General features: G+C 66.7%; 26 protein-coding genes. 12 read left to right on the top strand and 14 right to left on the bottom strand.

What is annotated here, in order from left to right; translation table 11 throughout:
- Positions 1–13: 13 nt before the first annotated feature.
- Positions 14–220 carry a hypothetical protein gene (locus A5691_RS21425; protein WP_231975428.1) on the top strand — a complete coding sequence of 69 codons (207 nt, stop codon included), beginning with the start codon at positions 14–16 and terminating at the stop codon, positions 218–220.
- A complete protein-coding gene (locus tag A5691_RS21420; RefSeq protein WP_067755156.1) occupies positions 217–1,335 on the top strand; it encodes a thiolase family protein in 1,119 nt (372 codons plus the stop codon). Before A5691_RS21425 ends, A5691_RS21420 begins: the two co-directional genes overlap by 4 nt.
- A gap of 8 nt (positions 1,336–1,343) precedes the next feature.
- On the opposite strand, the gene A5691_RS21415 is transcribed toward A5691_RS21420, so the two are convergent.
- The gene (locus A5691_RS21415) at positions 1,344–1,898 is read right to left on the bottom strand and encodes a TetR/AcrR family transcriptional regulator (RefSeq protein WP_067784306.1); all 555 of its coding nucleotides are present in this window, start codon (positions 1,896–1,898) and stop codon (positions 1,344–1,346) included.
- A 183-nt stretch (positions 1,899–2,081) separates the two neighbouring features.
- Here A5691_RS21415 and A5691_RS21410 point away from each other — a divergent pair, with 183 nt between their 5' ends.
- On the top strand, positions 2,082–3,296 hold the full coding sequence (locus A5691_RS21410; protein ID WP_067755150.1) for a cytochrome P450: 1,215 nt from the start codon (positions 2,082–2,084) through the stop codon (positions 3,294–3,296).
- An 18-nt stretch (positions 3,297–3,314) separates the two neighbouring features.
- Here A5691_RS21410 and A5691_RS21405 read toward each other — a convergent pair whose 3' ends face one another.
- The 4 genes from A5691_RS21405 to A5691_RS21390 form a co-directional block, all read right to left on the bottom strand.
- Positions 3,315–4,604, bottom strand: a complete 1,290-nt coding sequence (locus tag A5691_RS21405; RefSeq protein ID WP_231980987.1) for a phosphotransferase family protein — start codon at positions 4,602–4,604, stop codon at positions 3,315–3,317.
- Positions 4,605–4,668: 64 nt separating this feature from the next.
- The gene (locus tag A5691_RS21400; RefSeq protein ID WP_067889322.1) at positions 4,669–5,526 is read right to left on the bottom strand and encodes a mycofactocin-coupled SDR family oxidoreductase; all 858 of its coding nucleotides are present in this window, start codon (positions 5,524–5,526) and stop codon (positions 4,669–4,671) included.
- A gap of 39 nt (positions 5,527–5,565) precedes the next feature.
- Positions 5,566–6,774, bottom strand: a complete 1,209-nt coding sequence (locus A5691_RS21395; RefSeq protein WP_369827078.1) for a CaiB/BaiF CoA transferase family protein — start codon at positions 6,772–6,774, stop codon at positions 5,566–5,568.
- Between the two features lie 23 nt (positions 6,775–6,797).
- A complete protein-coding gene (locus A5691_RS21390) occupies positions 6,798–8,000 on the bottom strand; it encodes a cytochrome P450 (RefSeq protein WP_231975429.1) in 1,203 nt (400 codons plus the stop codon).
- Positions 8,001–8,110: 110 nt separating this feature from the next.
- Between A5691_RS21390 and A5691_RS21385 the strand changes: the two genes are divergently transcribed.
- Genes A5691_RS21385 through A5691_RS21360 form a run of 6 tightly spaced genes read left to right on the top strand, consistent with a single transcriptional unit; the run spans position 8,111 to position 14,425 of the window.
- On the top strand, positions 8,111–9,346 hold the full coding sequence (locus A5691_RS21385; RefSeq protein ID WP_197499180.1) for a CaiB/BaiF CoA-transferase family protein: 1,236 nt from the start codon (positions 8,111–8,113) through the stop codon (positions 9,344–9,346).
- Positions 9,322–10,545: a CoA transferase gene (locus A5691_RS21380; protein WP_369807423.1), complete on the top strand. Its 1,224-nt coding sequence runs from the start codon at positions 9,322–9,324 to the stop codon at positions 10,543–10,545. Before A5691_RS21385 ends, A5691_RS21380 begins: the two co-directional genes overlap by 25 nt.
- Positions 10,542–10,991 (top strand): VOC family protein, encoded by a 450-nt coding sequence (locus A5691_RS21375; RefSeq protein ID WP_067755132.1) that lies wholly within the window; start codon positions 10,542–10,544, stop codon positions 10,989–10,991. Before A5691_RS21380 ends, A5691_RS21375 begins: the two co-directional genes overlap by 4 nt.
- Before the next feature lie 52 nt (positions 10,992–11,043).
- Positions 11,044–12,237 carry a cytochrome P450 gene (locus A5691_RS21370; RefSeq protein ID WP_082950437.1) on the top strand — a complete coding sequence of 398 codons (1,194 nt, stop codon included), beginning with the start codon at positions 11,044–11,046 and terminating at the stop codon, positions 12,235–12,237.
- Between the two features lie 2 nt (positions 12,238–12,239).
- Positions 12,240–13,283: an acyl-CoA dehydrogenase family protein gene (locus A5691_RS21365; RefSeq protein WP_067755129.1), complete on the top strand. Its 1,044-nt coding sequence runs from the start codon at positions 12,240–12,242 to the stop codon at positions 13,281–13,283.
- Between the two features lie 2 nt (positions 13,284–13,285).
- On the top strand, positions 13,286–14,425 hold the full coding sequence (locus A5691_RS21360; RefSeq protein WP_067755126.1) for an acyl-CoA dehydrogenase family protein: 1,140 nt from the start codon (positions 13,286–13,288) through the stop codon (positions 14,423–14,425).
- A gap of 11 nt (positions 14,426–14,436) precedes the next feature.
- Here A5691_RS21360 and A5691_RS21355 read toward each other — a convergent pair whose 3' ends face one another.
- Complete coding sequence (locus tag A5691_RS21355) at positions 14,437–14,655, bottom strand: hypothetical protein (protein WP_067755123.1); 219 nt, start codon at positions 14,653–14,655, stop codon at positions 14,437–14,439.
- Between the two features lie 117 nt (positions 14,656–14,772).
- On the opposite strand from A5691_RS21355, the gene A5691_RS21350 reads away from it, so the two are divergent.
- The gene (locus tag A5691_RS21350) at positions 14,773–16,068 is read left to right on the top strand and encodes an amidohydrolase family protein (protein ID WP_067755120.1); all 1,296 of its coding nucleotides are present in this window, start codon (positions 14,773–14,775) and stop codon (positions 16,066–16,068) included.
- Between the two features lie 13 nt (positions 16,069–16,081).
- On the opposite strand, the gene A5691_RS21345 is transcribed toward A5691_RS21350, so the two are convergent.
- From A5691_RS21345 to A5691_RS21320, 6 genes are read right to left on the bottom strand one after another with little or no spacing between them, the layout of a single operon-like run.
- Positions 16,082–17,578 (bottom strand): adenylate/guanylate cyclase domain-containing protein, encoded by a 1,497-nt coding sequence (locus A5691_RS21345; RefSeq protein WP_082950436.1) that lies wholly within the window; start codon positions 17,576–17,578, stop codon positions 16,082–16,084.
- A complete protein-coding gene (locus tag A5691_RS21340; RefSeq protein WP_067755117.1) occupies positions 17,575–18,522 on the bottom strand; it encodes an SMP-30/gluconolactonase/LRE family protein in 948 nt (315 codons plus the stop codon). The genes A5691_RS21345 and A5691_RS21340 overlap by 4 nt, the downstream gene beginning before the upstream one ends.
- Positions 18,519–19,055: a nuclear transport factor 2 family protein gene (locus A5691_RS21335; protein WP_067755114.1), complete on the bottom strand. Its 537-nt coding sequence runs from the start codon at positions 19,053–19,055 to the stop codon at positions 18,519–18,521. Before A5691_RS21335 ends, A5691_RS21340 begins: the two co-directional genes overlap by 4 nt.
- Positions 19,056–19,060: 5 nt before the next feature.
- Entirely contained in the window at positions 19,061–19,876 is an 816-nt protein-coding gene (locus A5691_RS21330) for an SDR family NAD(P)-dependent oxidoreductase (RefSeq protein ID WP_067755111.1), read from the bottom strand.
- Positions 19,877–19,885: 9 nt separating this feature from the next.
- Positions 19,886–20,683: an enoyl-CoA hydratase/isomerase family protein gene (locus A5691_RS21325; RefSeq protein ID WP_067755108.1), complete on the bottom strand. Its 798-nt coding sequence runs from the start codon at positions 20,681–20,683 to the stop codon at positions 19,886–19,888.
- Positions 20,680–21,876, bottom strand: coding sequence for a cytochrome P450 (locus A5691_RS21320; protein ID WP_067755105.1), 1,197 nt, complete (start codon positions 21,874–21,876; stop codon positions 20,680–20,682). Before A5691_RS21320 ends, A5691_RS21325 begins: the two co-directional genes overlap by 4 nt.
- Positions 21,877–21,976: 100 nt before the next feature.
- Between A5691_RS21320 and A5691_RS21315 the strand changes: the two genes are divergently transcribed.
- Together A5691_RS21315 and A5691_RS21310 are read left to right on the top strand one after the other, a co-directional pair.
- The gene (locus tag A5691_RS21315) at positions 21,977–22,789 is read left to right on the top strand and encodes an enoyl-CoA hydratase/isomerase family protein (protein WP_067755102.1); all 813 of its coding nucleotides are present in this window, start codon (positions 21,977–21,979) and stop codon (positions 22,787–22,789) included.
- Between the two features lie 2 nt (positions 22,790–22,791).
- Positions 22,792–23,994, top strand: coding sequence for an acyl-CoA dehydrogenase family protein (locus A5691_RS21310; RefSeq protein ID WP_067755099.1), 1,203 nt, complete (start codon positions 22,792–22,794; stop codon positions 23,992–23,994).
- 2 nt (positions 23,995–23,996) lie between these two features.
- Here the strand turns inward: A5691_RS21310 and A5691_RS21305 are convergent, their stop codons facing one another.
- Both A5691_RS21305 and A5691_RS21300 read right to left on the bottom strand, forming a co-directional pair.
- Positions 23,997–24,755, bottom strand: a complete 759-nt coding sequence (locus tag A5691_RS21305; RefSeq protein WP_067755096.1) for an enoyl-CoA hydratase/isomerase family protein — start codon at positions 24,753–24,755, stop codon at positions 23,997–23,999.
- A complete protein-coding gene (locus A5691_RS21300; RefSeq protein WP_067755093.1) occupies positions 24,752–25,552 on the bottom strand; it encodes an enoyl-CoA hydratase/isomerase family protein in 801 nt (266 codons plus the stop codon). The genes A5691_RS21305 and A5691_RS21300 overlap by 4 nt, the downstream gene beginning before the upstream one ends.
- Between the last annotated feature and the right edge of the window lie 147 nt (positions 25,553–25,699).

Here is a 25,699-nt window from a genome sequence, read left to right as displayed (position 1 = left end):
TGAGACTGCGACGGTGTGGGCATCGACGTTCGTGCCGTCGAGGTCGCCGATTCCCGAGTTCGGCCAGGAGGGCTACTCCGTCGCATGGGTCGACACTCGCGAAGGCCGGGTGCAACTCCTGGTGTCCGGGCCACGGCCCGGGCCCGGTGCCGTTGGCCGAATCGTCGAGCGGAAGCTTGGCGAGGCTGAAGTGCTGCTCTTCGAGGCGGATCCGGCGTGACGGGCGTCCACGTCGCGGGCGTCGGGCTCACCCCGTTCGGCAAACACGGCGACACCGCGCTCGCCCAGTTCGGGGTGACGGCCGCCCGGCAGGCGCTCGAGGACGCGGGTCTCGGCTATGACGCCATCGGCGAGGTCTTCTGCTCGTCGTCGATGGCGCCGCCGCAGACCGGGCTGAAGGTCGCGCATGCGTTGGGACGCAGCGGGATCCCGGTAACCGCGATCGAAAGCGCCTCGGCGGGGGGCATGGTCGCCCTGCGGCATGCTGTGTGGGCGGTGGCGTCGGGCCGCTGCGAGGCGGCGTTGGCGATCGGCTATGAGAAGACGACCGCGCTCGAGCCCGGCGGGGTGGTACCGGCGGCGGTCGATTTCTGGGACCGGTTCCCGCCGCAGATCCACTACGCGATCGAGGCGAATCGCTTTCTGTACGAGGCGAACTGCGCGCCGGATGTTATCGGTGCCGTCGCGGCCAAGTCGTATAACCAGGCGCGCCTGAATCCGCTGGCGGCTCGGCGCAACGACCACGAGGTGACCGTTGAACAGGTGATGTCGTCGCGGATGATCGCCGAGCCGCTAACCAAGATGATGTGTCACGCCTCGGTCGACGGCGGCGCCGCGATCGTCGTGACGTCCGGACCACGCATGCGGTCCGTGGCGATCAACGCCATCGAGCAGACGAGTTGGCCGCGCGACCCGGGCTGGCCGCTGGCCGGTCCGTGCGTCGGCCCGCCGTCGCAAATAACCCTGACGGCAGGGCGGGCTTACGCCGCGGCGCAGGTCGCGGCGAATGACGTCGGAATTGTTTCCCTGCATGACATGTGCGCCAGCGAGGAGGTCACCGCGCTGATCGCACTCGGCCTCGTCGACGTCAAGGATGTCGCCGAACTCGTCCAGTCGGGCGGGTTGGGATCCAAAGGCAGGCTGCCGACCAACACCGACGGCGGCTGCCTTGCCCGCGGGCACGCGTTCGGTGCAACGGGACTGGCCCAGGTCGCCGAGGTGGTGAGTCAGCTTCGTGGAGAGTCGGATTCGCGGCAGGCCGCCGATCCCCGCGTCGGGCTGGCGCAGGCGATGGGGGGCGGTGGGTCCTGTGTTGTGGCCGTACTGGGTCGGTGATTCGGCCCTCAGCCGGGGTCTTCGTAAGACCGGCCGAAAAAGCGTTCGACGAGGGCGCGTTCGTCGGCGGGGTCCCTCACCGGCCACCACCACAGCGCCAGGAACGCCCGGATAAGCCATTGGGCGGCAAGTGGATCTGCATTGTCGGATCCGAGCATGTCATAGGCGAGTGCGGTGACAGCGGGGGAGTTCGTGAGCCACTCGCTGCGCGGCACCGTCGGTGCGGTCTGCATGAGCTGCGCCAACGGATCAGAGCGCAGGCGCTGCAGGGCCAGGATGGTGGCCGTCACCACTCGTTCGCGGCCGGTCAGGTCTTTGATGGCCTCGCGCACGGTATCGACGATGCGGCTTGCCTGGAGGGCAACCACCGCGTCCCTGATGGCCGCCTTTCCGCCGGCGTGCCGGTAAATAGTCGCCGGTGAGCAGTGGACCGTTTCGGCGAGGCTCTCGATGGTGAACTCGTCGTATCCGACGTGCGAGATGAGGTCGGCGGCGGCCGCATATATCCGTTCGGCGGCTGCGCTGCGGCGATCCCGGCCCACCAGCCAGTCGTTCCGTGCCATGCAACCCTCCCGTACAGCCGACAGAAACTTCCCTCAGGGTGAGAATTATCGGTAACAATTCTCAGGCTAACGCGCTGGTCCTCCCGCGCAAGCGGTTTGGGGTGCACGGACGGCGCGGCGGGAGGCTTATCAAACTTTCCTCGCCCTATTGACCGCGCCGACGGTCACCTTCAGCCTGGGTCTATGGCGGTCTTGAGCGACCCGGTCGATTTCTTCGGTGCCGAGGCTTTGCAGGATCCGTATCCGATGTATGACCGGATGCGCGCGACGGCTCCGGTGCATCGCATCGCCGATTCCGACTTCTATGCCGTGTGTGGCTGGGACGCGTTGATCGAGGCCGTCACTCGGGTCGATGACTTTTCGTCCAATCTCACGGCAACCATGATTTTCCGCGAGGACGGCAGCATCGGGGCGTTGCCGATGATGGAGGCGGGAAGCCCCACCCACGCCCTGGCCACGGCCGATGATCCGGCGCACGCACTGCACCGCAAGATCTTGCTCCCACACCTGTCCGCGCGCCGGGTGCGGATCATCGAGGAATTCGCTGCGGAGACCGCCGAGCGCCTGTGGGAGGAGAACCTGCACCAAGGACGCATCGAATGGATGGGCGCGGTGGCGAACCGGCTCCCGATGATGGTGGTCGCAAAATTGCTGGGCCTGCCCCATGCCGATGTCGACAAACTGATCCGGCTGGGTTACGCCACCACCACCCTGCTCGACGGCGTCGTCACCGAGGCGCAGCTCGCGGAGGCCGGGATTGCGGCGTTCGAACTGTCGGCGTACGTCATGGAACATTTCGACAAGGCGGATACCGCGGACAAATCCGGGCTGATACCGGACATGGCCGCCCGCTACGCCTCCGGCGAGGTGGACCAGGCCGTGGCGATGGGCATCATGCTCACGCTGTTCAGTGCCGCCGGCGAGTCAACCGCCTCGTTGTTGGGCAGTGCGGCATGGATTCTCGCCGACCGCCCCGAGGTCCAACAGCGGATTCGCGAAAACCCGGAACTACTAGGCAATTTCATCGAAGAAACACTGCGCTACGAGCCGCCGTTTCGTGGCCACTACCGCCACGTGTGGCGTGACACCACCCTCGGCGGGGTGGAGGTGCCGGGGAATGCGCATCTGATTCTTTTGTGGGGAGCCGCCAACCGCGACCCCGAGCACTTCGAGTCGCCCAACGAATTCCTTCTCGACCGCAGCAACGGGAAGGGGCATGTGACGTTCGGCAAGGGCGTGCATTTCTGCGTCGGGGCGGCCCTGGCCCGGTTGGAGGCTCAGATCGTGTTCAAGATGCTACTGGAGCGGACCACCTGGATCGACGCGTGTGACGTCGGAGATTGGCTGCCCAGCATCCTGGTCCGACGACGGAAGCGGCTGGAGCTCGTCGCACGGTAGCGGCCTCCGACGCGCGCGTCAGCGGCCGAGTAACCGGGCCAGCGGCGTCAGCGGGTGCACGCCGCCGGCGCGGTTGAGAACCGGCTCCAGTAAACGCATTTGCCGCATGATGCGGCGGTGGAACAGCCGAATGAGCTCGGTGTCCATGTTGTCGGGCGCCTGCAGCACGAATGCCTCCAGCGCCGCATCGCCTGCGCGCCAGTCGGCGTATCGGGAGCCGAGCAGGCGTTCGACGTCGTCGAGGTTTTCGGATTCGATCGCGGGGCCGTGCCGGCAGACGCCGGCGACGTAGCGCGCGGTTTGCGCCGTTTGACGCCGGCGAAAGCGCTCAATCTCGGTCTCGGCCGCTAGCTCCTCGATGATGGGTGCCAACGCGTCGATAAGGCCGCTCTGGCGGACATCTGTCGCATGCGGGAGTCGGTAATCGCCGAGGGCGATGCCCTCGACCGCGGCCATGGCTTCGACTGCGTTGAGCGAGCATTGCTGAAACCACTCCTCATATTGCAGCAAGTCGCTCATCGGAAAAGGGTTGTGCAAGACCATCACCAACGAGAGAGGCGTGGTGAGCGAGAACTGCGCGGTGTGGAACTCGACCACCGGCAGGTCCAGTTCCACGCCGGAAACCTCCTCATAGCGCCGGAACGCGCGCTCGAGGTCGCCGAAGGGCTCGGAGATGTCGCGCAGGCGCAGTCCTGCGAGGTCGTGGGCGGTGTCGCCGAGGTAGGCCAGTTCGACGTCGAGCAGTCCGGTCACACGACCGTCGGCGAACATGAACTGTCCGGGATCGCCGAGGACGAAGCGAGGGTCGAACCGGTGCGCGGGAACGTGGCGGCGGATCCAGCCGATGCCGAATTCCAGAAACGGCTCCGGGCGCTTCTTGGTAGACCGATACCTCGCGACGGACGCTTCGAAGCTCGACAACGCATGCTGCTGAGGGCTTTCGGGCAACTTGAGCCCGGCGGTGGAGAACTCACCCGGATCCAGCCGATGGATCCGCGCAAGGATTTCCATGTATTCATCGATGACCGAGTTGCGTTCTGCTGCACTCGGCGAGGTTGACAGATTGGTGGCGCCGGGGAGGCGATCCATCACGATGGCCGGTGGTGCCTCAATCCGACCGTGAATGTGTGGGACTGGAATCCCTTGCTTCTCCAGGGCTTCAAGGATGTCCGCCTCTCGATGGGTGGACAACGAGAACTCCATGCCCTCGCGGTTGCCCCGCACATACAGCGGCATGATCGTGCCGTCGCGTTCGACGTCGGCGAACCAGGCCGGACGCCAACGTGGTTGGCGCTCGAAGGCCCGCACGGGCCCCAGGTGACTCTCGAGCCAGCTTCGTACCGCCTGATCGGGTGTCATGTCGTCGGGGAGGTCAGAAACCCATTTTCAGCGCGGCACCGGCGTCGATGAACATCTGCAGTCCGGTGACGTATCGCGATTCGTCAGAGGCGAGGTAGACCACGGCGTGCGAGATGTCCTCGGGCTGCACCCAGGGCACCGGCATCGCCTGGAGCATCGGGTAGATCACGAAGGCATCGTCGTGTGTCGGAGCCTCCAGGTCGGGCCGGAACGTTTTGTACATCATCGGGTTGTTCATCATCGCGGTGTTCACGTTCGTCGGGTGCACGGCGTTGACGCGTATCTCGCGCGCCGCCAGCGTCATCGCCATCGATTTGACCCAGTCGCGGACGAACTTCTTGGCCAGGCCGTAGCCGAGCCCGCCGGGGCCCGAGTTGCCGCCACCGTTGAACATGTCGTGTTGGGAGACCAGTCCGGCGATCGAGCCCGTGGCGATGATCGACGCACCGGTGTCCAGATGGTCGAACGCGGCGTTGACGGTGTTGACAACGCCGAGAAAGTTCACGTCGAGCACGTCGCGGAACGCCGGATACCCTTTGTGCTCTCCGTGCGGGCAGATGCCGGCGTTGGCGACGACGACGTGCAGCCCGCCCAGTTGGGCAACGCCGTCGTCGATCGCCTTCTTCAGGGCCGCCCGATCCCGCACATCGGCCACCGCGGTGACCACCCGCCGGCCGGCCTTCTCCACCAGCTTCGCCGTCTCGTCGAGGTCGCTCTTGCGTGCCATCGGGTAGTCGTTGGTCGCGATGTCGTCGCAGATGTCAACGGCGATGATGTCGGCACCCTCGTCGGCGAGATGGACTGCGTGACTGCGTCCTTGGCCGCGCGCCGCACCCGTGACGACCGCAACTTTGCCGCTGACTCGATTCATCTGCTTACTCCGTTGGTTGGATCTTAAGAGGGCTGTCGATCACGCGATGGTCCCGCTGTCCTTGAGGGCGATGATGTCGTCCCAGTCCTTGCCCAGTTCGAGCAATAGCGCCTCGGTATGTTCGGCGAACTCCGGTGTCGGGCCGAGAGTAAACGGTGTCTGATCGAAAAGCACGGGGCTCGATACCAACTCGAGGGCACCGCCGCTGCCTTGGACGGGCGCGATGACACCGTTTGCCCTCACCTGCTCGTCAGCCACAACATCCATCGTGTTCTGTACGGGCGCCCACTGCCCTTCGAAACCGGCCAGCGCTTTGCGCCAGTGCTCGAGGGTTTTGCTTCCGAGCACCTCGCGCAGGATCGCAGTTGCCTGCGCCGCGTTGCGGGTTAGCAGCTCATGGCTGGCAAAGCGTTCGTCGGTGGCAAGCTCGGGGAGTCCGACCCGCGAACAGAAGTCCGCCCAATGGCGGAAACCTTGCATCATCGACAATCCCATGTACCGCCCGTCGCCGGTGCGGTAGAAGCCCACCAGCGGATTGTGGGGGGCGACGTTGGCGCCGGCGGGGTTTGCCTGCCACGGCTCTCCGGAGATCAGCGCGGCGTTGACTGCCACCCCCATCGCCCACACCCCCAGTCCGAGGAGCGACACATCCACCACCTTGGCCTCACCGGTCCGATCACGAGCGAACAGCGCCGCCGCGATTCCGCCGGCAATTGTCATGCCGCCCAGAGAATCTCCGTACGCCGGGCCGGGTTGTGCGACGACGCCGCCCATATCGGGCGGGGTGACGCTTGCCGCGCTACCGCCCCGGCTCCAGAAGCCCGTCATGTCGTAGCCACCGATGCCGGCCTCGTCGCCGAGCGTTCCGTATGCGCTGCCCCGCACATAGACGATGTCGGGATTCGCCGTCCGCAAGTCATCGACGTCGATCCGCAGTTTGGCACGGGCGTCGGGCAAGAAGTTGGTCAGGAACACGTCGCTTGTGCGCGCAATGTCCATCAGCAATTCATGGCCGGCCGGTGTCGAGATGTCCAGGGCGATAGATCGTTTGCCGCGGTTCGCGTGCTCCATGACGGGGTTGCGGTCGCCGGCGATCTGCACGTTGCCGAGCTGACGTAGGCCCCGCTGGGCATCGCCGGTGCGCGGATGTTCGATTTTGAGTACGTCGGCGCCCCAGTCCGCCAGCACCGCACCGGCGGCCGGAACGAACGTCCACTGGGCGACCTCGAGGACGCGTACGCCTGCCATGGGTCCGCTCATGGGCACGCCCCTCAGCGGTAGTCGAGCACAACAGGCAGGTGGTCGTGCGTGTGCACCAGCGTCGACACGCGGGGCACTCGGTCGCCGACCACGTGAATCCCCTTGGCGCGCCGCGCCACTTCCTCCAGCAGCAGACGAGCTTCGCGTCGAGCCAGGGCGGCGCCCATGCAGAAGTGCTCGCCGACCCCGAAGCCGAGGTGATTGGCGGCGTCCTGGCGGTGGATGTCGAACTGTTCGGCGGTCGGGCCCCAGTGCTCCTGGTCGCGGTTCGCGGACGCATAGGCGAGCAGCACCCCGTCGCCTTCCTTGACCTCCGCACCGCGCAGACGAACGTCGCGGGCCGCCTGCCGGGCCATGCTCATCACCGGCGTCCAGTAACGCAGCACCTCCTCGACGGCGTTGCCGCTCAGGCCAGGTTCGGCGAACAACACCGCCGATTGGTCGGGATGCGTGTCGAGGCAATCGGCTATTCCCGCGATCAGGCTCTGCGTGGTCTCACTGCCGGCGGCGAGCAAGGTGAGCGCGTAGATCATCACCTGCATGTCGTCGAAGGGCTCCCCGTCAACGGTCACCTGGGAGAGCATCGTGAGCAGATCGTCCTGAGGATGCTCCTTGCGTTCGGCGACGAGGCCCATCAGATAGGGCCCGATGTGTTCGAAGATGAATGCGTAGTCCTCGTCGCTCGCGGCCCCACCACCGACGTTGGCGATCGTGGTCGCCCAGCCCGCGACCTTCGGCCAGTCTTCCTCGGGCACTCCCAGCAGGTAGGCGAACACATACACGGGGATGGGCTCGGCGACCCGTTGAATCCAGTCGAATTCACCGTTCGGCAGGTCGTCGAGCGCATCGTTGACGACCTGGCGTACCCGGGCCTCCATCTTGGCGACCGCGGCCGGCGTGAACCGCACGCCGACGGCCTTGCGGTGCACTCGGTGCACCGGCGGATCCATGAACATGATGCCGCGGTTGCCATATCCCTGAGGGTCGCGGCCCTCCCGGTGCGCGATCAGATCCATCATGATCCCAATGCGCTCCGACTTGAACCTCTCGGGTCGAGCCGAGATACCCTTGATGTCTTCGTACTTGGTGATCACCCAGAACTGGCCCTCCTCGTACCAATGCACGGGATCGTGTTCGCGCAACTGCGCGAATGTGGCGTTCGGGTCGCCGAGGTAGAACGCCGGCTCGTCGAAGCGGGCCGCTGTGATCGTCACCATAAGACTGAACAATAGAACATCAACTGTTAATCTGCGAGTAGCCGTCCCGCCGGCCTGGCTGCGGCGCGGCATTGGCAGAAGAACAAAATCTGTTTTATTGTTGCATGGTGAGCGTCGGGTTGTCCCACCTTCGGGTATGCGACCTCGGCGGTCAACTGGCGGGCGCCGGGGCGACGAAGATCCTGGCCGCCTTCGGTGCCGAGGTCATCCGAGTCGAAGACCCCGCAACGCGCGGGATGTGGGACGCGCTGCGCGGCGTCGGCCCGTTCGTCGACGAGCGCCGGGGCGTGAATCTGGGTGCCGGCTTCAACAACCACAACGTGGGCAAGCTCGGGGTGACCATCAACCTGCGTCAAGAGGCAGGCAAGCAGCTGTTGCGTGAGCTGATCGCCCTGTCCGACATCGTCTGCGAGAATTTCGCCGCCGGCGTGCTGGACAGGATGGGTTTCGGCTACGACGAGCTGCGCCGGATCAAGCCGGACATCATCTACGTCTCCAACTGCGGCTTCGGACATAGCGGCCCCTACCGCGATTTCAAGACCTGGGGTCCCATCGTTCAGGCGCTGAGCGGGCTCACCTTCACAGCCGGGTTGCCCGACCGTGAGCCCGCGGGATGGGGTTACTCGTACATGGACCACGTCGCCGCCTACTACATGACGGTCGCGATCCTGGCGGCCCTGCATCAGCGCGAACGCACCGGCGAGGGTCAACACATCGACTTGGCCACGGTGCCTGCGGGAATCGCGATGCTGCCCACCGAGGTGCTGGATTGGACGGTCAACGAGCGGCCCGCGCGCCGGCCGGGGTTCCCGGACGGTAACCACGCCGACTTCGGTGAAATGGCCCCGCATGGGATCTACCCGTGCCTGGGCGAGGACCGGTGGGTCGCCATCGCCTGCCGCGACGACCGGGACGTCGCCCTGCTGTCCAAAGTCGTCGACGAACCGCGATTGACAGAGGACCGATTCGCCACCCTGGAGCAGCGGTTGCTCGGCGCCGACGCACTCGACGCACTCGTCAGCGCCTGCACCCGGACCCGCGAAGCCTCCTCGCTGGCAGCCGAACTCACTGCGGCCGGGGTGCCGGCGAGTGTCGTGAAGTCGCCGCGGGAACGGATCGACGAAGACCCGGACCTCGCCAACTGGGGACTGTTTCCGACCGTGACGCACCCCGAGATCGGGACGGTGCGCGTCGAAGGGGTTCCCCTGCGAATGTCGGCGTCGCCGTGGAGCATTTCGCGGGCCGCGCCGTGTCTGGGCGAACACAACCGAGACGTGCTGGGCGGGCTGCTCGGGCGCAGTGATCAGGAGCTGGACGAATTGACGAAGCGGGGTGTGATCTGAACGCGCTGAGCGGGATTCGCGTCGTCGAGATCAGCGGCCAGTTCACCCCCGTCGGGGGAAGGTTGCTCGCCGAACTCGGCGCGGAGGTCGTCGTGGTCGAACCTCCCGCGGGATCTTCACATCGGTCACGACCGCCGTTCGCACACGACAACATCGGGTCGGATACCAGCCTGCGCTGGTGGAGCGGCAACGTGGGCAAGAGGTCGGTGACCGTCGATCTCGACACCGCGGAGGGTGCCAACGCACTGGGGCGCCTGATCGCTGGCGCCGACATCGTCATCTCCGGGTCCGGCCCCGTCGGCGATGCCCGGCACCCGTCCCTGATCTGGGTGGCGGTCACCCCATTCGGCCTCGACAGCATGCGGGCCGACCAACCCGTCACCGACCTCACCATGCTCGCCGGCGGGGGTCCGGTCTGGAACTGCGGCTACGACGATCACTCCCTGCCGCCGGTCCGTGGCGCCGGCGAGCAGTCGGCCAACCTCGCCGGCCTGTATTGCGCGATCGGAGCGCTGGTGGCCCTTGCGCACCGGGACCAGGCCGGCCAGGGTCAGCTCGTCGACGTCAGCGTCAATGCGGCCTGCAACGTCAGTTCGGAGCAGACGACGTACCACTGGCTGGTCAACAACGAGACGTGCGTCCGCCAGACCGGCCGTCACGCGTACTTCACGCGGAGCCAACCGACGCAGGTCCGGTGCGCGGACGGCGCCTACGCCACCACCGGCGTGCTACCCCGCAAGCCGACCGAATTCGCGAACCTGCTGACCTGGCTCGCGGACCTTGGCCTGACCGACGAGCTTCCCGAGGCGGTGTTCCTGGAAATGGCCGCCTCTCGCGACGAGCCGGTCGACATCGCGATGATCGGTGCCGACGACGAGACCACCGCGATACTTATGGCGGCCCGCGACGCGATCACCTTGATTGCTTCCCGGATGCCGGCGAATGAGTACTTCCTGGAGAGCCAGCGACGCGGATTCCCCGCCGGAGCGGTGCTGTCACCCGACGAGGCCTTCGAGGACGAACACATCGCCGCCCGCGGGTTTCACGTGCCGGTCCACCACCCGGAACTGCGGGAGACGTTCCGCTATCCGGGCACGCCATACCTTTTCAGCGCCACTCTTGCGGGCGGGCCCGTACGGCCACCCTTGCTCGGGGAACACAACGCGCTGCTCGACGAACTTGCCGACGACACCGCATGACCCCCGGTGACCGCCTCACCCATATCGGGCTGTGCGTCAGCGATCTCGAAAGATCCGTCCGATTCTATTGCACGGCAATGGGATTCGACGAAAGCGGCCGCCTGACGGTCGACGGGCCCGAGACGGCACGGCTGCTGGGCGTGCCCGGGCTGGTGCTGGACTTGGTCTACCTGCAACGCGACGGATTTCGCCTCGAGTTGCTCGGCTACCCGGTACCGGGCGTGCGCGAGAAGCGCCGACCCCGCCGGATGAACGCGGTGGGCTTCACGCACCTGTCTTTCCGCGTCGACGACGCGGACGCGGTCGTCGCGCGTATCGAGCGCCTGGGTGGCCAAGCCCGACCGGAACGAACGGTCACATTCGACGGCGGCAACCGGGGACTGATGGCGACTGACCCCGACGGCAACTGGATCGAGTTGATCGAGCGCACGGCGCCGAGCGACTGAGCAGTTAGTCACTCAACGTCCGATTGTTCATTGCGATGATAGAGTCAGGGCTGTGCCAGCGACCAGCGAGTTGATGTATTCGCCGTTCTCCAAGGCGATCTTCGACGATCCGTACCCGGTGTACCGGAGATTGCGCGACGAGGCGCCGGTCTACCGGGATCCCGAAAACCGCTGGTGGGTCCTGTCCAGGTTCGACGACGTGTCGCAGGCTCTGCGGAATTGGGAGACGTTCTCGTCCAAGCGCGGTCCGGCACCGGAGAACCCGGACAACGACGGACGGAAGTACTCGGTGATCTCGATGGACCCGCCTCGCCACGACCGCATTCGCGGGGTCCTCAAAGGGTTCTTCACGCCAAAAGCGGTCGCCGCCATGGAGTCTGCCCTGCGGGCCGTGGTCCACACGCACCTTGGCCGGCTGCAACCGGGTACCACCGTCGACGCGATGGAGGCGTTCGCGTTCTCGGTGCCCACGGACGTGATCGGTGATCTGCTCGGCGTGCCGCACAGCGACCGCGCGCAGCTGCGCGTCTGGTGGGAGGCCTTCCTCACCCGGGAGGAAGGGCAGGTCGCGATGCCGGCCAAAGCCATCGAGGCCAACCGCCTGATCAGCCAGTACATCGGTGACCTGATCGAGCGGCGCCGCACCGACCCGGGTGACGACCTGATCAGCGTCGTCCTGCAAGCCACGTTCGACGACCCCGAGGCCGGCGGCCAGCGCGCCCTGACCCCGCACGAGGTGCTCATGTTCTGCAATCTCCTGTCGGCCGCCGGTTCGGAAACCACGCAGAAGCTGATCTCCAACGGCCTCGTCGCGCTCGCCGAGCACCCCGAGGAGTGGCAGCGCATCGTGAAGGACCGCAGCGTCATTCCCGCCGCGGTGAACGAGGCGCTGCGCTACGACACGCCGAGCCACTGGGTGGCTCGCACCTTGACCAGGCCCGTCGAGCGACACGGCGTCACCATGGACGCCGGCGACTGGGTGCTGCTGCTCCTGGGCAGCGCCAACCGCGACGAACGGCGCTACCACGATCCCGACCGTTTCATCATCGACAGGCCGCGCGGCACCGACGTGTATTTCGGGTGGGGAATCCACATCTGTCTCGGGCAATGGTTGGCTCGCCGCGAGGCGCAGCTGGTGTTCGAGTACATCGCCGACAGGTTTCCCGACTACGCCATCGGGGCTCGGGAACGCGTGCTTACCGCGACGGTGCGCGGATACACCAGCGTGGAGATGACCCTGCGCTGACCATGGAGATCGCCTTTACCGACGAGCAGCAACTGCTCCGCGACACCGCCGCGCAGCTGGGGGCGAGCGTGGGGGTTTCCAGCGCGGACGAAATCCCGACCGGCGAGGCGCTCGACGCCCAGTGGCGCCGCCTGGTGGATCTCGGTGTGCCGACGTTGCGTTCACCGCGCCTGTGCGGGCTCGAGGCGAGCGGCGTCGAAACCGTCGTCGTGATCGAAGAACTCGCCAGAACCCTCAGCGCCGTTCCGGTGGTGGGCCAGGCGGTGCTGGCCACCGAGCTCTTGGAGGCGGCCGGAGCCGAGAAGGAACTGGAGCTCGTCGCGGAAGGCGGCCTTCGGCTGGCGCCGGTGCTCGGCCCCGACTTGATGGGTTTCGGCTCGGCTCACCGACCTGGGGTGGCATTCGACGCCGCGGGCGCCACCCACGGACTACTGACCGCCCGCACCGACGGACAACGTCGGCTGGTGTGCGCACCACTGTGCGGCGCCGACCCGCGCGGACTGGACCTGACCCGTGAATTCCATTGTTTGCCAGCCGATTCGGTCGCTTCGGCGGTGGTGACCGGCGAGGCCATCGAAGACGAACGGTGGCAGCGGGTCGAGTCCTTGGCGATGACCGCCGTCGCCGCCGACCTGGTCGGCATCATGCAGGGTGCCCTGGACGACGCGGTCCGCTATGCGGGCGAGCGGGCTCAATTCGGGGTCAAGATCGGCTCGTTTCAGGCCGTGGGTCATCTGCTCGCCGATGCCCTGGTGCAAGTCGAAGGCGCCCGGAGTTGCCTCTGGCACGCCGCGTGGGCGATCGACCACTCGCCGGCCGACGAGGCGCGGCTGGCGGCGATGACGGCCAAGGCATACGCCTCGGCCGCGGGCCGGGAGGTGGTGGAAACCACGGTGCAGGTCTTTGGTGGCATCGCGATCACCTGGGAGCACGTTTCACACCTGCGGCTGCGTCGGGCGCTGTTGGACCGGCGGTTGTTCGGCGACGAGACGGTGCACTACGAGGCCATCGCCGCGCTGCGGCTGGCGAACCGGGAACTCGCCTAGCCATGGACTTCAACGACAGCGCACCCGAAGCGCAGTTCCGCGCCGAGCTCAGGCAGTGGCTGTCCGAGCACGCCGCCGACGCCGCGATTCCCGACGACCCGGCGGCGCGGGCTGACGCGCAAAATGCCTGGCACCAAACGCTTTACGAAGCCGGCTACATCGGGTTGTCCTTTCCCGTCGAGTATGGGGGGCATGGCAAGGCGCCGGTCTACGAGGCGATCCTCAACGACGAGCTCGGGCGGGCCGGCGCCGCGCCCATCGAGGGCGTCGGTCACCTCAGCAACGCGTTACGCCTGTTCGGAACCGACGAGCAGCGCGACACGCTGCTGCCCGGGCTATTGTCGGGCCGGGTGCGCTGGTGTCAAGGGTTCTCCGAACCCGAGGCCGGATCCGACCTCGCCGGCCTCAAGACCCGGGCCGATTGCCTCGACGCAGGCGGGCGTGAGATGTTTCGCGTCAACGGCCGCAAGATCTGGACGAGCTTCGGTGCGGTTGCCGACTGGTGCTTCCTGCTGTGCCGCACCGAGCCGGACGCACCGAAGCACGCCGGCATTTCCGTGTTGCTGGTGCCGATGTCGACGCCCGGCATCGAAGTGCGGCCCATCGTGAACGCCGCGCGCAACCGCGAGTTCACCGAGATCACGTTCGACAACGTCGATGTACCCGCGGGCAACCTGCTCGGCGGGCGCGGGGAGGGCTGGTCCATTGCCAACCAGCTGCTCGCCTACGAGCGCGGTCCCAGCGACATCAACTGGATCGGCCGGCTCAAGACGCAGCTACGTCGCCTCGAGGACGACGTTCGCGTCGGCTGGCTCGAAGACTCGCCGTCGGCTCGGGCCCGGCTCGGGCAGGCCTACGTGGAGCTGCGGGCACTGCAGATCAAGGTCATGAGATCGCTCACGGAGCGAAAGAACGGCCGGCTTCCCGGGCCCGAGGGTTCGGTGGACAAGTTGCTCATGACACGTGCCGACCAGTTCTTCGCCCACGCCATGATGGACCTTTCGGCCAGCGGCCCGCTGCTCACCGAAGGCCTGGAATGGGATATCTACGTGTGGTCGCGCGCCGCGGGCATCTACGGCGGAACTGCCCAGGTCCAGCGCAACATCGTCGCCCAGCGGGTGCTGGGCTTGCCGCGCGCCTGAGTGGAGCGGGGTCAGCCCTGTGGGTCCCGCGTCAGGTGCTTGTAGGCCTCCTGGAGCCCGTTGAGTCGTCGCATCAGGGTCGCGTCCTGATCATCCGACGCGCCGAGTTTGGCAGCGACCTCGGCGATCTCGGCGGCGAGCCGTTCGGCCGCCTCACCTTTGGTGAGCAGGTCCTGGTCGGCCCAATCGTCGTGCGGGATGCGCGACTGTGGGCTATCGGATGTTGTCATGGTCCTCCTTGATGCGCCCTGTTCGTTTGGGCTCCGGCCACCATCGGCGCTATAGTCAAATAGTCAGAATCTGTTCACTTGTACCGTATCGCACGACTTCGAGAGACGACTCCCACAATGCCGCTGCAACCTTCGATGAAGCTCCTGTCCGTCGATGATCACCTGATCGAGCCACCGCAGGTCTGGGCGGACCGACTGCCGAAGAAATTCCTCGACGCCGGTCCCCGCATCGTCGATTTCCCGCGCGACGGGGCTCCGCCGGTGCAGCAGTGGGTCTACGAGGGCAGGGCCTATCCGAACATCGGGCTGAATGCCGTCGCCGGCAAGTCGCCGGAGGAGTTCGGTGTCGACCCAATCCGCTACGCGGACATGATCCCCGGGTGCTACGACCCGAAAGCCCGACTGGCGGACATGGACATCGACGGCGTGCACGCCATGCTGTGCTTTCCGTCCTTCCCGCGCTTCTGTGGCACCGTCTTCCTGGAGGGCGAGGACAAGGAACTCGCCCAGTTGTCCGTCCAGGCGTGGAACGACTTCTCGCTCGACGAATGGTGCGCCACCGACCCCGCCCGCTTCATCCCGATGGCGATCACACCGCTGTGGGACGCGGCCCTGATCGTCGCCGAGATCGAGCGGGTGGCGGCCAAGGGCGCACGGGCGATCGGGCTGCCGGACAACCCGACCAACTTGAAGCTGCCCAGCTACCACACCGCGTACTGGGAGCCGGTGTGGTCGGCGCTCGAAGAGACGAACCTGACCGCGGTGATGCATTTCGGCAGCGGCGGGTTCCCGCCCCAGACCGCACCGGAGGCACCTTTCGCGGTGATGATCACCTTGATGGGCACAACGTCCATGGCCGCGGCGACCGAGCTCATCTTCTCGCCGGTGTTTCACAAGCACCCGAACCTCAAAGTCGCGTTCTCCGAAGGCGGCGTCGGCTGGATGCCGTACCTCGTCGAACGCGCGGACTACGTCTGGCGCAAGCACAAGTTCTACCAGAACATCCACCCCACGGTGGCGCCGTCGGAGCTGTTCCGGCGCAACATCTCCGGATGTTTCATCGAGGACGAAGTCGGCATGTCGATGCGCCACCAGATTGGGATCGACAACATCACCTGGGAATGCGACTATCCGCACTCCGACTCCTTCTGGCCCAAGAGCCGCGCGCGCGCCGAGGAGATGCTCGCCGACGTGCCCGACGAGGAGGCCGCCAAGATTGTCGAACTCAACACGCGGCGCTGGTACGCCTTCCCCGAGGGCGGCTTCAAGTCCTGCACCGCGGATGCCGGGTGGCGCCCCAACGGCGGCAACCCGCCGGAGTACGACTACGACGAGGTCATGGCCGGCCACGGCGGCATCGGATTCGACGCATTCATAGACAAGATGGAAGAGCAGAAGTCTCACAAGGTCTGACGCGCACGGAGCTTCAATCGACCGGGACGGCGATGTCGGTCGAATTCGCCCGTCCGCGTAGCACTTTCGAGTCGACGACCCGCCATCGGTGCGACTCCTCCTGATCGGCCATGTCCAGCGCCACGGCGGACGCGGCGACGCCCACCGACAGCTTGGCGACGTCGGTGAGCCGCGCCGCCTCGTTGACCGGGTCGCCGATCACCGTGTACTCATAGCGGCCGGGGTGGCCGACGTTGCCGGCCACCGCCATGCCGGCCGAGACGCCGATGCCGGCCCTGATCGGCGCGCCGGGCGGATTCAAAATCCTGTTGAGTTCGCGCGCCGTCGCCAGCGCATGCGCGGCGCGGTCATCGTCGTCGAGGGGGGCGCCGAAGATCGCCAGCGCGGCGTCCCCTTCGAACTTGTTGACGAAGCCCCGATTCGCTTCGACCGCGTTCACGACCATCGTGAAGAAGTCGTTTAGCGTCGCCAGCAACTCGGGCGGCTCCAGTGTGGTGGCCAGCCGCGTCGAGCCGACCAGATCCACGAACAACACCGCCACTTCGCGGTTGACACCGCCCATCTCGATCTGGTCACCGGCGGCGGCGAGTTGCTCGGCCAGACGGGCCACATCCTGGCCGACGTGGCGGCCGAACAGGTCGCGCAGCCGTTCTCGTTCCCGCAGTCCGGTCGCCATGGTGTTGAAGCCCGCCTGTAACAGACCGAGCTCGGAGGCGTCGAAAACGGCAACGGACACGTCGAATTCGCCGCGCTGCACGCGTTGCATGCCGTGCCTGACCTCGTCGATGGGATCGGCGATCGTTGACGCGTTGAATGCGGCGACCACCAGGCCACAGGCCATGGCGCAACCCACGAGGACGAGTACGACCAGCGCAAGCCGATGAGCGGAGTACTCGACGAACAGGGCGCTCGCGGCGACGAGCATGACCATCAGCGTCGGTACTCCCGTTCCGATCACCCAGGCGCTCACCGCTCGCAGCCGAAGACCCGGCCCCCGTGGCCGTGACGGCGGGTCTTCGGTGAGCAGCCTGGCCGCCGTCGGCCGCAGCGCAAACCTGCACATCCAATAGGACAGCGCGGTTGTCACGACGGCACCGAGCAGGATCGAAACTCCCAGGGTTGCGGCCAGCCAGGGGGTGCGAAAATTCGTGAGTACGAATATGACGGCGGCCGCCGACCATACCGTTCCGTGGATCACGGCCATTCTCATCGGGATGGCCAGGACGACGCGGCGCGCGGTGGCATCGTTGGCCCCCGCGGGCAGGCCCAGCAAGGTGTACCCGCATATCGCGGCCAGCGGCAGGGCGGTGCCCGAATAGCAGACGCCGGCAACGATGTTGACCAATATCACGTGGTGTTCGCGGAGCGCCGCACCCGTCGGCAGGGCCCACGCGGTCAATGCCGCGATCAGGACCGAGCCAGTGACGGTCGGGACGATCGCCCCCGATATCACGAGCGATTTGCCGGCGGGAGCGAACGGCGAACGCAGCCGGCGCCGGACGGGCTTCACGGCGACTGCCGGGCGGCGGTCGACTTTCCCCGCCAGCTCTCGACACTGACGAGTCGTCCCGATGATGCCAACGTCATGAACACGGTGCCGCCGTCGGGGCTCAGCGCGACGTTTGTGGTCATCGGATCGTCGGCGGGAATCGCGCCCAACAGCTCGCCGGTCGGGGAGATCACGGTGACACCGCCGGTCCCGAGGGTCGCGACGAGGATTCTGCCGGCGGCGTCGACACAAAGCCCGTCCGCCCCTCCGACATTCAGCGGGCCCCCGCTGGGCACCGTTGCCAGACCGCGCGCCCGGGTCACCATTCCGGGGCCGTCGAGCGCGAATTCCCAGACCCGGCGCGTTCGCGTCTCGGCCACGTAGAGCAACGCCCCGTCCGGGGACAGGGCCACGCCGTTGGGCATCTCGAGTGGGTAGACGATCTCGCGAAGCCCACCGTCGACGGTGCCGTAGAGCAGGCCGGTCATGCCGCGGTTGCGGCCTCGCGTGACTCCGCCGTCGGTGACGTAGAAGCCGCCATCGCCGTCGACGCAGATGTCGCTGGGCCGCATCAGCGGCAGCGTGCCGCCTGAAAGCGCGGTGAATTCGGTGCACAGGGTGCTGACCCGACCGCTGGCTTCGATCAGCTGCAGCGCGGGAGTGACTGGGTGGTCGGGCGCCCCCACCGGCCGGAAAAGTGTTGCACAGCCGACGAAATCGTAGGGCCACGGCCCGAGTCCGAAGGTGGAGCCGCCGTTCTGGCAGACCACCAGCCGACCGTCCGGAAGCCGGGCCACCCCGTTGGGGCCACCGCCGGTCTCGGCGACCGTCTCGGTGACACCGTCGGGGCGGACGCGGGTGATCCTGCCGGCCGCCATCTCCGACACCACGACGGAGCCGTCGTCGTAGACGACCGGGCCTTCGGGGAAGGAGAGCCCCTCGGCTAGGCAACGGCCGGAGCTCACGGCCGCGTTTCCCCGTCGGCCTTGCTCTGCCACCAAGCCGTGAAGACCGGGTCGCTCAGCGGCAGGTCGCCGACGCCGGTCTGGTTTCGTGGCCAGGCTGCGGCTCCTTGTGTCAGGGGCGACGGCCGGCGGCTGACGCCGTAGCACAGGTGATGCCTTCGGTGCAGGAAAAGCCAACGCCCGCAGTGCCGCTCGTAGCGGTCCTCGTACTTGATGAGCTGTTCGACAAACCCCTCGGCGTCGGTCTGGGCGAAACACTGGGCCCAGACCTGCCCGCGGGCGCGGTCCGCTGTGTCCAGCTCGACGAGGTGGTTAGCGACGAGGATGACCGCGAATACGCTCCCGTCGACGCTGGCCGACATCAGCCGGCGCAGCGCCTCGGGGCCCTCTCCGTGCTCGCCGAACCGGGCGTGCGGGACGAACAATTCGGCCATCGCATCGACGTCCCGCGTTTCGATCGCGGCGGCGTAACGGAAGGGCAGTTGACGAATTTCCTCCTTCGCCAACAGGTCCCGAATTTCGGTGTCGTGCATCGGGGCTAGGGCACCGGGGTCGAGGGGCCGAGTACGTAGCGCCCCGATTGCGGATGGTGATACCAGCCGCCGGCCGCCGATGTCCCGCCGTCGACGTGCAGCGTCTGCCCGGTCACGTAGGCGCTGAGGTCACTGGCGAGGAAGATTGCGGCGCCGGCCATTTCGTCGACGTGGCCCGCGCGGCCCATCGGCACCATGAGTTTGGCGTTTTCGACGCCGTTGGGCGCCATCTTCTGCAGGCTCTCGGTGAGCGTGAAGTCGGGCGCGAGCCCGTTGACGCGGATGTTGTGCGGTGCCAATTCAAGCGCGGCGGTCTTGGTGAAGTTGACCACGCCCGCTTTGGCCGCGGCGTAGGCGGCAAACCCGGGCGCGGCGCGGACCGCCTCGATGGTGCTGATGTTGATGACGCTGCCGCCCTGTCCCGCCTCGACCAAGGCCCGCGCTACGCGTTGCGTACAGAGCAGCACCTGCGTCAGATTGATCCGGATCAGGGCATCCCAGCCGTTGGGCGAGGTGTCCAGCAGGCCCGACCAGAAGACCCCGCCGGCATTGTTCACCAGGATGGTCGGAACCCCCAGCGCGTCGACGGTCGTGGCCAGCGCCGCGTCGACCTGTTCGGCGTCGCGCACGTCGGTGACGCACGCGAGGCCGCCGACCCGCGCGGCCACCTCCGTGGCACTCGGATGGTCCTTCTCCCAGATGGCCACCCGTGCGCCGAATTCGGTGAGGGCCTCGGCGATGGCGCTTCCGATCCCACCGCCCCCGCCCGTGACGACGGCGACCCGGCCGTCCAGCGATGCGGCGTTTCGGTGCAGCGTCATGAGCGTCTCTCAGCGCCCACGAAAGTCCGGGTCGCGTCGCTCGGTGAAAGCCGCCATGCCCTCGGCGACGTCGTCGGTCGCGGCGACCTGCTCCACCAACAGCGCCTCGGTGCGAAACGCGGCATCGCGGTCGACGTCGAATGCCTGATTCAGCATCGCCTTGGCCGCCGCCAGCGCACGGGTGGGCCCGCTGGCGAGCCGTTGGGCCCAGGCGGCCGTCTCGGCTTCCAGGTCATCGGCACCGACGACCTTATTGACCAGGCCGATCCTCTCGGCTTCCGCGGCGGAGAGCTCCTCGCCGAAAAGCAGCAGCTGCTTTGCGACGTTGAACGGAACCTTGCGCGCCAGCAGATAGGCGGCACCCCCGTCCGGTGCGAGCCCGCGCCGCGCGAAAAGCTCGATGATGCGAGCACTTTCGGCGGCCACGATGAGGTCGCACGCCAGCACCATGCTGGCGCCCACCCCTGCGGCGGTCCCGTTGAGCGCACACAACACCGGCTTTTCGCAGTCCAGCAACGCCGTCACCACCGCCTGAGACCCGGTACGCAGAATGCGGGCGGCGTCGCCCGCAATGCGGTCCTTCTTGGGCTGCATTCCCGGGTCCCGAAGATTCGGTCCCGTGCAGAAATGCTTGTCACCGCGGCCGGTGAGCACCACCGCCCTGACGCCCGCGTCGTCGGACGCGGAGCGGAGGTTTTCGATGAGGGCCTGCTGCACCGCCCGCGTCACCGAATTGCCGGCCTCGGGGCGGTCCAAGACCAACCAGAGCACCGCGCCTTCGGTGCGGACGGCGAGGTCGGGTGTCACAGCCGCATCGGCACGCTGGCGGGGCCGCGCACGGAATTGGTGTGCACGTACGTCACGGCATCACGGTCGACGTCCCAGGTCGGGAAACGCTTCAACGTCTCTTCCAGCGCCACCCGGGCCTCGAGGCGGGCCAGCGCCGCGCCCAGGCAGAAGTGTGAACCATGGCCAAAGCTGATGTGCCGGATTCCCGTGCGCTCGACGTCGAGGACGTCGGGGTTCTCGTATTGGCGTTCGTCGCGGCCCGCCGACCCGGTCAGCAGGGCAACGCGCGAGCCCGCCGGGATGAGCGTGCCGTTGTAAGTGACGTCGCGTTTCGTGTAGCGGCCCTGTACCGGCGAGGGGGCGTCGTAGCGCAGCAGTTCCTCGACGGCGTTGCCGATCAGGTCGGGCCGGTCGACCAACTTGGCCCGCTGGTCGGGGTATCTCGCCAGTGTCAGCGCGGCCCACCCCAGCAAGCGGGCAACTGTCTCGTTGCCGGCGACGTTGATCATCGCGATGAACATCAACACTTCGCCATCGTCCAGGCGGCGGGTCTCGCGGCCCGCCTGGACCAGGTCGGAGCTCATCAGGTTGCCGACGATGTCGTCGGTCGGTGCGGCCCGCCGTCGCTGAATCTGATCGGCGTAGTAGCCCAGCAGTTTCACGTTGGCCTGCTGGCCCTCCTCATTCAGCTCGGTCGTGCCCTCGTCGCGATGCAGCTGGGCATCCGACCACTCGCGCAGGTTGTCGTGGTCTTCCTCGGGGAAACCCAGCAGCGAGCTGATCACCATCACCGGGAGCTTCATCGAGAAGTCGCGCACGTAGTCAAAGCCGTCGGTGCCGACGAACGCATCCAGGTAGGCGCAGCACAGCGAGCGGACCCGGTCCTCGAGCTGGGCGACTTGAGTGCGGAAGAAGGTGCGATTGACCATCTTTCGCAGTGCGGTGTGGTCGGGTGGATCCATCATGATCATCGCCCGGGGCGGCGGCCAAGGCTCGTCGGTGATCGCGTCGAGGGTGATCCCGTGCGACGAGGAAAACGTCTCGGTATCCAGCGACGCTTCCATCACGTCGGCGAACCGGCTCAAAGCGTAGAAGCCGTACTGGTCGTTGTAGTAAGTTGGCGCTTCGTCGCGCAGCCGTTTCCAGACCCCATACGGATTCTCGTGCAACGCGCGGTCGAACGGATCCCAACGTAACTCGATCGTCGTCATCGGCACCGTCCCTTCCCAAAGAACACTAATACATTATCTGTATAGTTGCACCATGCTGACGGCGTGGTGATCGTCTGCCCGGTGTTGAGGAGGACGAACGATGGAAACGCGAGAACTCGAGCACGTGATCTACCAGAAAGATGGCCCGATCGCGCGGATCATCCTCAACAACCCGGACGCCGCCAACGCCCAGAGCTCGGAAATGGTCCACAGCGTCAACGAGGCGCTTGACGATGCGCAGTACGACTATGACATCAAGGTCGTCATCATCAAGGCCAACGGCAAGGGGTTCTGCTCCGGTCACATCCCCACCGGTGCGTACCCCGAATTCATGGCCGAACTGCAAGCGTCCGGCAAGGTGTGGCGTTCGGCCGCGCAGTTGTTTTTATGGCCGGTGCTGAAGTTGTGGGAATTCCCCAAGCCGGTGATCGCCCAGGTGCATGGGTATGCGATCGGCGGAGGTACCACCTGGGCGCTGATCCCCGAGATCACGGTGTGTTCCGAGGACGCGTGGTTTCAGATGCCCCTGGTGCCGGGGTTCGGCCTGCCGGGCGCCGAGACCATGTTCGAGCCGTGGGTCTTCATGAACTACAAGCGGGCCGCCGAATACCTCTACACCGCCCAGCGATTGAGCGCGGCGGAAGCGCTCGAGTTCGGTCTCGTAAACCGGGTGGTCCCGGCCGACAAGCTTGAGGCCACCGTGGAGGAACTGGCCACCCAAATCGCCAAGGCGCCGCTCATCACGTTGCAGGCCGTCAAATCCGGCGTCATCCGCGCGTGGGAGACGATGGGGTTCCGCACCCACCAGCAGGCCACCAACGACCTGCAGGCGATGGTGACCGGCAGCAAGGAATTCCAGGAATTCATGGCGGAGCTGATGAAGAAGGGCTCCAAACCGACCGAGCGCATCTAGCCATGCCGTGCAAGCCCCTCATCCAATTCGGCGGTGACGAGAACACCGAGGCACTGCGGACTTCGATCCGCGAGTGGCTGGCGGACAACCTCGCCGACGAGTTCCGCCGCACCGCGGCCAATCCCGACTACCTGCCGCGCGACGCCCACGAACGTGCGGTCTCGTTCTGCAGAAAGTTGCACGAGCAGGGCTGGTTCGTGCCGCACTGGCCCGCCGAGTACGAGGGCGGCGGACGCGGGATCGTCGAACAGGTGGTCATCCGCGAGGAACTCGCTTATGCGGGCGCACCGCTGGTGAACACCAACGGAGTCAACATGCTGGCACCGGTGCTGTTCAAATACGGCACGCCCGAGCAGAAGGCCGAGCACCTGCCGGCGATCGCCCGATCGGAACGCATGTGGGCACAAGGCTATTCGGAACCTGAGGCCGGCTCGGATCTGGCGTCGCTGCGGATGACGGCCCGGCGAGACGGCGACGAGTACGTCCTCGACGGACAGAAGACGTGGACCAGCAACGGCGTGCTCGCCGATTGGATCTTCGTCCTGGCGCGCACCTCGCCCATCGAGGACAAGCGCCAGGCCGGAATCTCGTTCTTCCTCGTCGACCTGGAAAGTCCGGGAATCACGCGCCGGCCGATCCGGTCCATGACCGGGTATCCGACCTTCGCCGAGGAGTTCTTCGATGGTGTGCGTGTGCCCGCCGCCAACCTCGTCGGAGCCGAGGGGCAGGGCTGGACGGTCGGGAAGGCGCTGCTTGACGCCGAACGGTCGAACGTCACCAGGGCGGCCCAGGCGCAACGCTACCTCGATGAGCTCATCGACTGGTGCCACGCGCAGAAGGGCTCGGCGCACGACCCCCTGTCCGATCCGGCCAACCGCATCGCGTTGGCCCGCGCCGTCGAACGCGTCGAGGTGGGCCGCGCCCTGTCGTATCGCGTAGCGCACCTGCAGGCGGCCGGCGCCCTGGATCCCGCGCTTCCGTCGTTGTCGAAGCTGTATCACTCCGAACTGACCGCCGAACTGCGCGCACTCGGGGCCCAGATCCTGGGTCCGGCAGGCGAACTCATGCCGGACGATCCCGACGCGGTGCTCGACGGGCACTTCTCCGAAGGCCTCTTGCTGTCCTTGCTCCACACGATCGGCGGCGGCACCAGCGAGATCCAGCGCGATCTGATCTCGACTGTTGGCCTCGGGATGCCGCGCTGACGTCAGGCGTACCCGGCCCGGCCCTTGGCGGCCGCCGAACGTTGTTGCGCCACGGTCGCCATCGCCAGCTCGAGCGGATGGAAGGCGGCGAGCTGGGCGGCCTCGGCGGAATTGATCAGCCGCTTCGTCATCTCCACCGCCCCCGCATCGGCTCGGGAGATTTCGTCGGCGATGGACAGGGCGCGGCTGACGGCGGATCCGGGTTCGACGATCTCGGTCACCAGCCCGAGCTGCTCCGCCTCGCCGGCCGGCAATCGTGTTCCTCGCAGCAGCAACGACGCAGCGCGGTTGCGGCCCAGCTGCTGCGTTAAGCGCCAGGCCAATCCGCCGTCGGGCACCACCGCACGCGCGACGAACGGGGCGGCAAAAAATGCGTCGGAAGCGCACACGACGAGGTCGCACGCCAGCGCCAAGCTCCAGCCGAGGCCGACGGCCGCACCCTCGACTGCTGCGATCGTCGGTATCGGCACAGCTTTGAGTTGTTCCATTACGCGTTGGGCGTGCTCGACGCGGCCGGCAGGGCCCAATGGACCGTCGCCGCGTGCCGGCCCCGTCTTCAAATCCCCACCGGCGCAGAAGAAGTCTCCGGCGCCGGCTAAGACCAACGCGCGGTCGCCGTACGCAACCACTCCGCCGAGCGCGATCGACAGCTCGGTCCAGGTTTCGTAACAGAGGGCGTTGCGCCGGCGTGGCCGATTGAGGAAGAGGACGGCGATGCCGCCATGGTCCTCGCGGCGAATGAGCGGATCGCTGTCCGTCACTGTCGGCCGAGGAACTTGTCGATGGCGGCCCGGTGTTCGGGCGTGGTGAAACACTCGGTCTCCGCGGAGATCCCGTATTCGAGGATGCCGGTGATCGCGCGCTGGGCGTGCAGGTTCAGCGTTCGTTTGGTGTCCTGCACCGCCCTCGGTGGTAACGCGGCCAGGCGGTGGGCGATCGACAGCCCCTCCTGCTTGATCTCCGCGTGCGACACGACGCGGTTGGCCAGGCCCAACTCGACGGCCTTGTCGGCCTTGATGCGTTCGCCGAGCATCAGGTATTCCTTGGCCTTCAGCAGGCTCATCAACAGTGGCCACAGCACCGACCCACCGTCACCGGCGACCAGGCCGCTCGCGACGTGAGTGTCGGCGAAGAACGCGCGGTCGGACATCAGGACGATGTCACACAACACCGCGATGCTGCACCCGAAGCCGACCGCGGGCCCGTTGACGGCCGCGACCACAGGCAGCGGAAAGTCGATCATGTCCCGCACGATGCGGCGGGCGTCGCGCATCCCGGCGCGGCGTGTCACCGGGTTGTTGACGTGGGTTTCCAGCCACTCCACCAGGTTTCCGCCGGCGGAGAAGTAGTCGCCCGTGCCGGTGATCAGCACAGCCCGCGCGTCGGCATCTTCGGCCAGCGTCGCCCACAGTCTCGAGAATGCCGTGTGCATTCTGTTGTTGACCGCGTTGGCGTCGTCGGGGTTGTTCAGCGTCACGATCCGGACGGGACCGTCGGCGGCAACGAGGATCTCGTCGCACCCGGTCAGTTCCGACGTGCCCTGCGGTAACTCGGTCATGGGCGGTCAGCCGTCCTCGTGCGGCGCCAGCCACGCCGGTCGTCGGGTCTGGACAAACGCGTCTCGATCGCGGCTGACCGCCCAAGCCGGAGATCGCTTCTGCAGGAACGCCGTGAAGGCCTCGATCTGTTCGGCGGTTCCGATCGA

The organism is Mycobacterium sp. E183 (genome assembly GCF_001667735.1).
Classification (GTDB): domain Bacteria; phylum Actinomycetota; class Actinomycetes; order Mycobacteriales; family Mycobacteriaceae; genus Mycobacterium.
This window is presented reverse-complemented; position numbering and strand designations above follow the sequence as displayed.

Excerpts from the sequence above, each read along its gene's own strand:
- A5691_RS21310 (WP_067755099.1), top strand. The coding sequence starts at position 22,792 with ATGCCGTGCAAGCCCCTCATCCAATTCGGCGGTGACGAGAACACCGAG.
- A5691_RS21335 (WP_067755114.1), bottom strand. The coding sequence starts at position 19,055 with ATGCACGACACCGAAATTCGGGACCTGTTGGCGAAGGAGGAAATTCGT.
- A5691_RS21415 (WP_067784306.1), bottom strand. The coding sequence starts at position 1,898 with ATGGCACGGAACGACTGGCTGGTGGGCCGGGATCGCCGCAGCGCAGCC.
- A5691_RS21400 (WP_067889322.1), bottom strand. The coding sequence starts at position 5,526 with ATGAATCGAGTCAGCGGCAAAGTTGCGGTCGTCACGGGTGCGGCGCGC.
- A5691_RS21315 (WP_067755102.1), top strand. The coding sequence starts at position 21,977 with ATGGAAACGCGAGAACTCGAGCACGTGATCTACCAGAAAGATGGCCCG.
- A5691_RS21300 (WP_067755093.1), bottom strand. The coding sequence starts at position 25,552 with ATGACCGAGTTACCGCAGGGCACGTCGGAACTGACCGGGTGCGACGAG.
- A5691_RS21375 (WP_067755132.1), top strand. The coding sequence starts at position 10,542 with ATGACCCCCGGTGACCGCCTCACCCATATCGGGCTGTGCGTCAGCGAT.
- A5691_RS21360 (WP_067755126.1), top strand. The coding sequence starts at position 13,286 with ATGGACTTCAACGACAGCGCACCCGAAGCGCAGTTCCGCGCCGAGCTC.
- A5691_RS21355 (WP_067755123.1), bottom strand. The coding sequence starts at position 14,655 with ATGACAACATCCGATAGCCCACAGTCGCGCATCCCGCACGACGATTGG.
- A5691_RS21330 (WP_067755111.1), bottom strand. The coding sequence starts at position 19,876 with ATGACGCTGCACCGAAACGCCGCATCGCTGGACGGCCGGGTCGCCGTC.
- A5691_RS21350 (WP_067755120.1), top strand. The coding sequence starts at position 14,773 with ATGCCGCTGCAACCTTCGATGAAGCTCCTGTCCGTCGATGATCACCTG.
- A5691_RS21410 (WP_067755150.1), top strand. The coding sequence starts at position 2,082 with ATGGCGGTCTTGAGCGACCCGGTCGATTTCTTCGGTGCCGAGGCTTTG.
- A5691_RS21395 (WP_369827078.1), bottom strand. The coding sequence starts at position 6,774 with ATGGCAGGCGTACGCGTCCTCGAGGTCGCCCAGTGGACGTTCGTTCCG.
- A5691_RS21365 (WP_067755129.1), top strand. The coding sequence starts at position 12,240 with ATGGAGATCGCCTTTACCGACGAGCAGCAACTGCTCCGCGACACCGCC.
- A5691_RS21320 (WP_067755105.1), bottom strand. The coding sequence starts at position 21,876 with ATGACGACGATCGAGTTACGTTGGGATCCGTTCGACCGCGCGTTGCAC.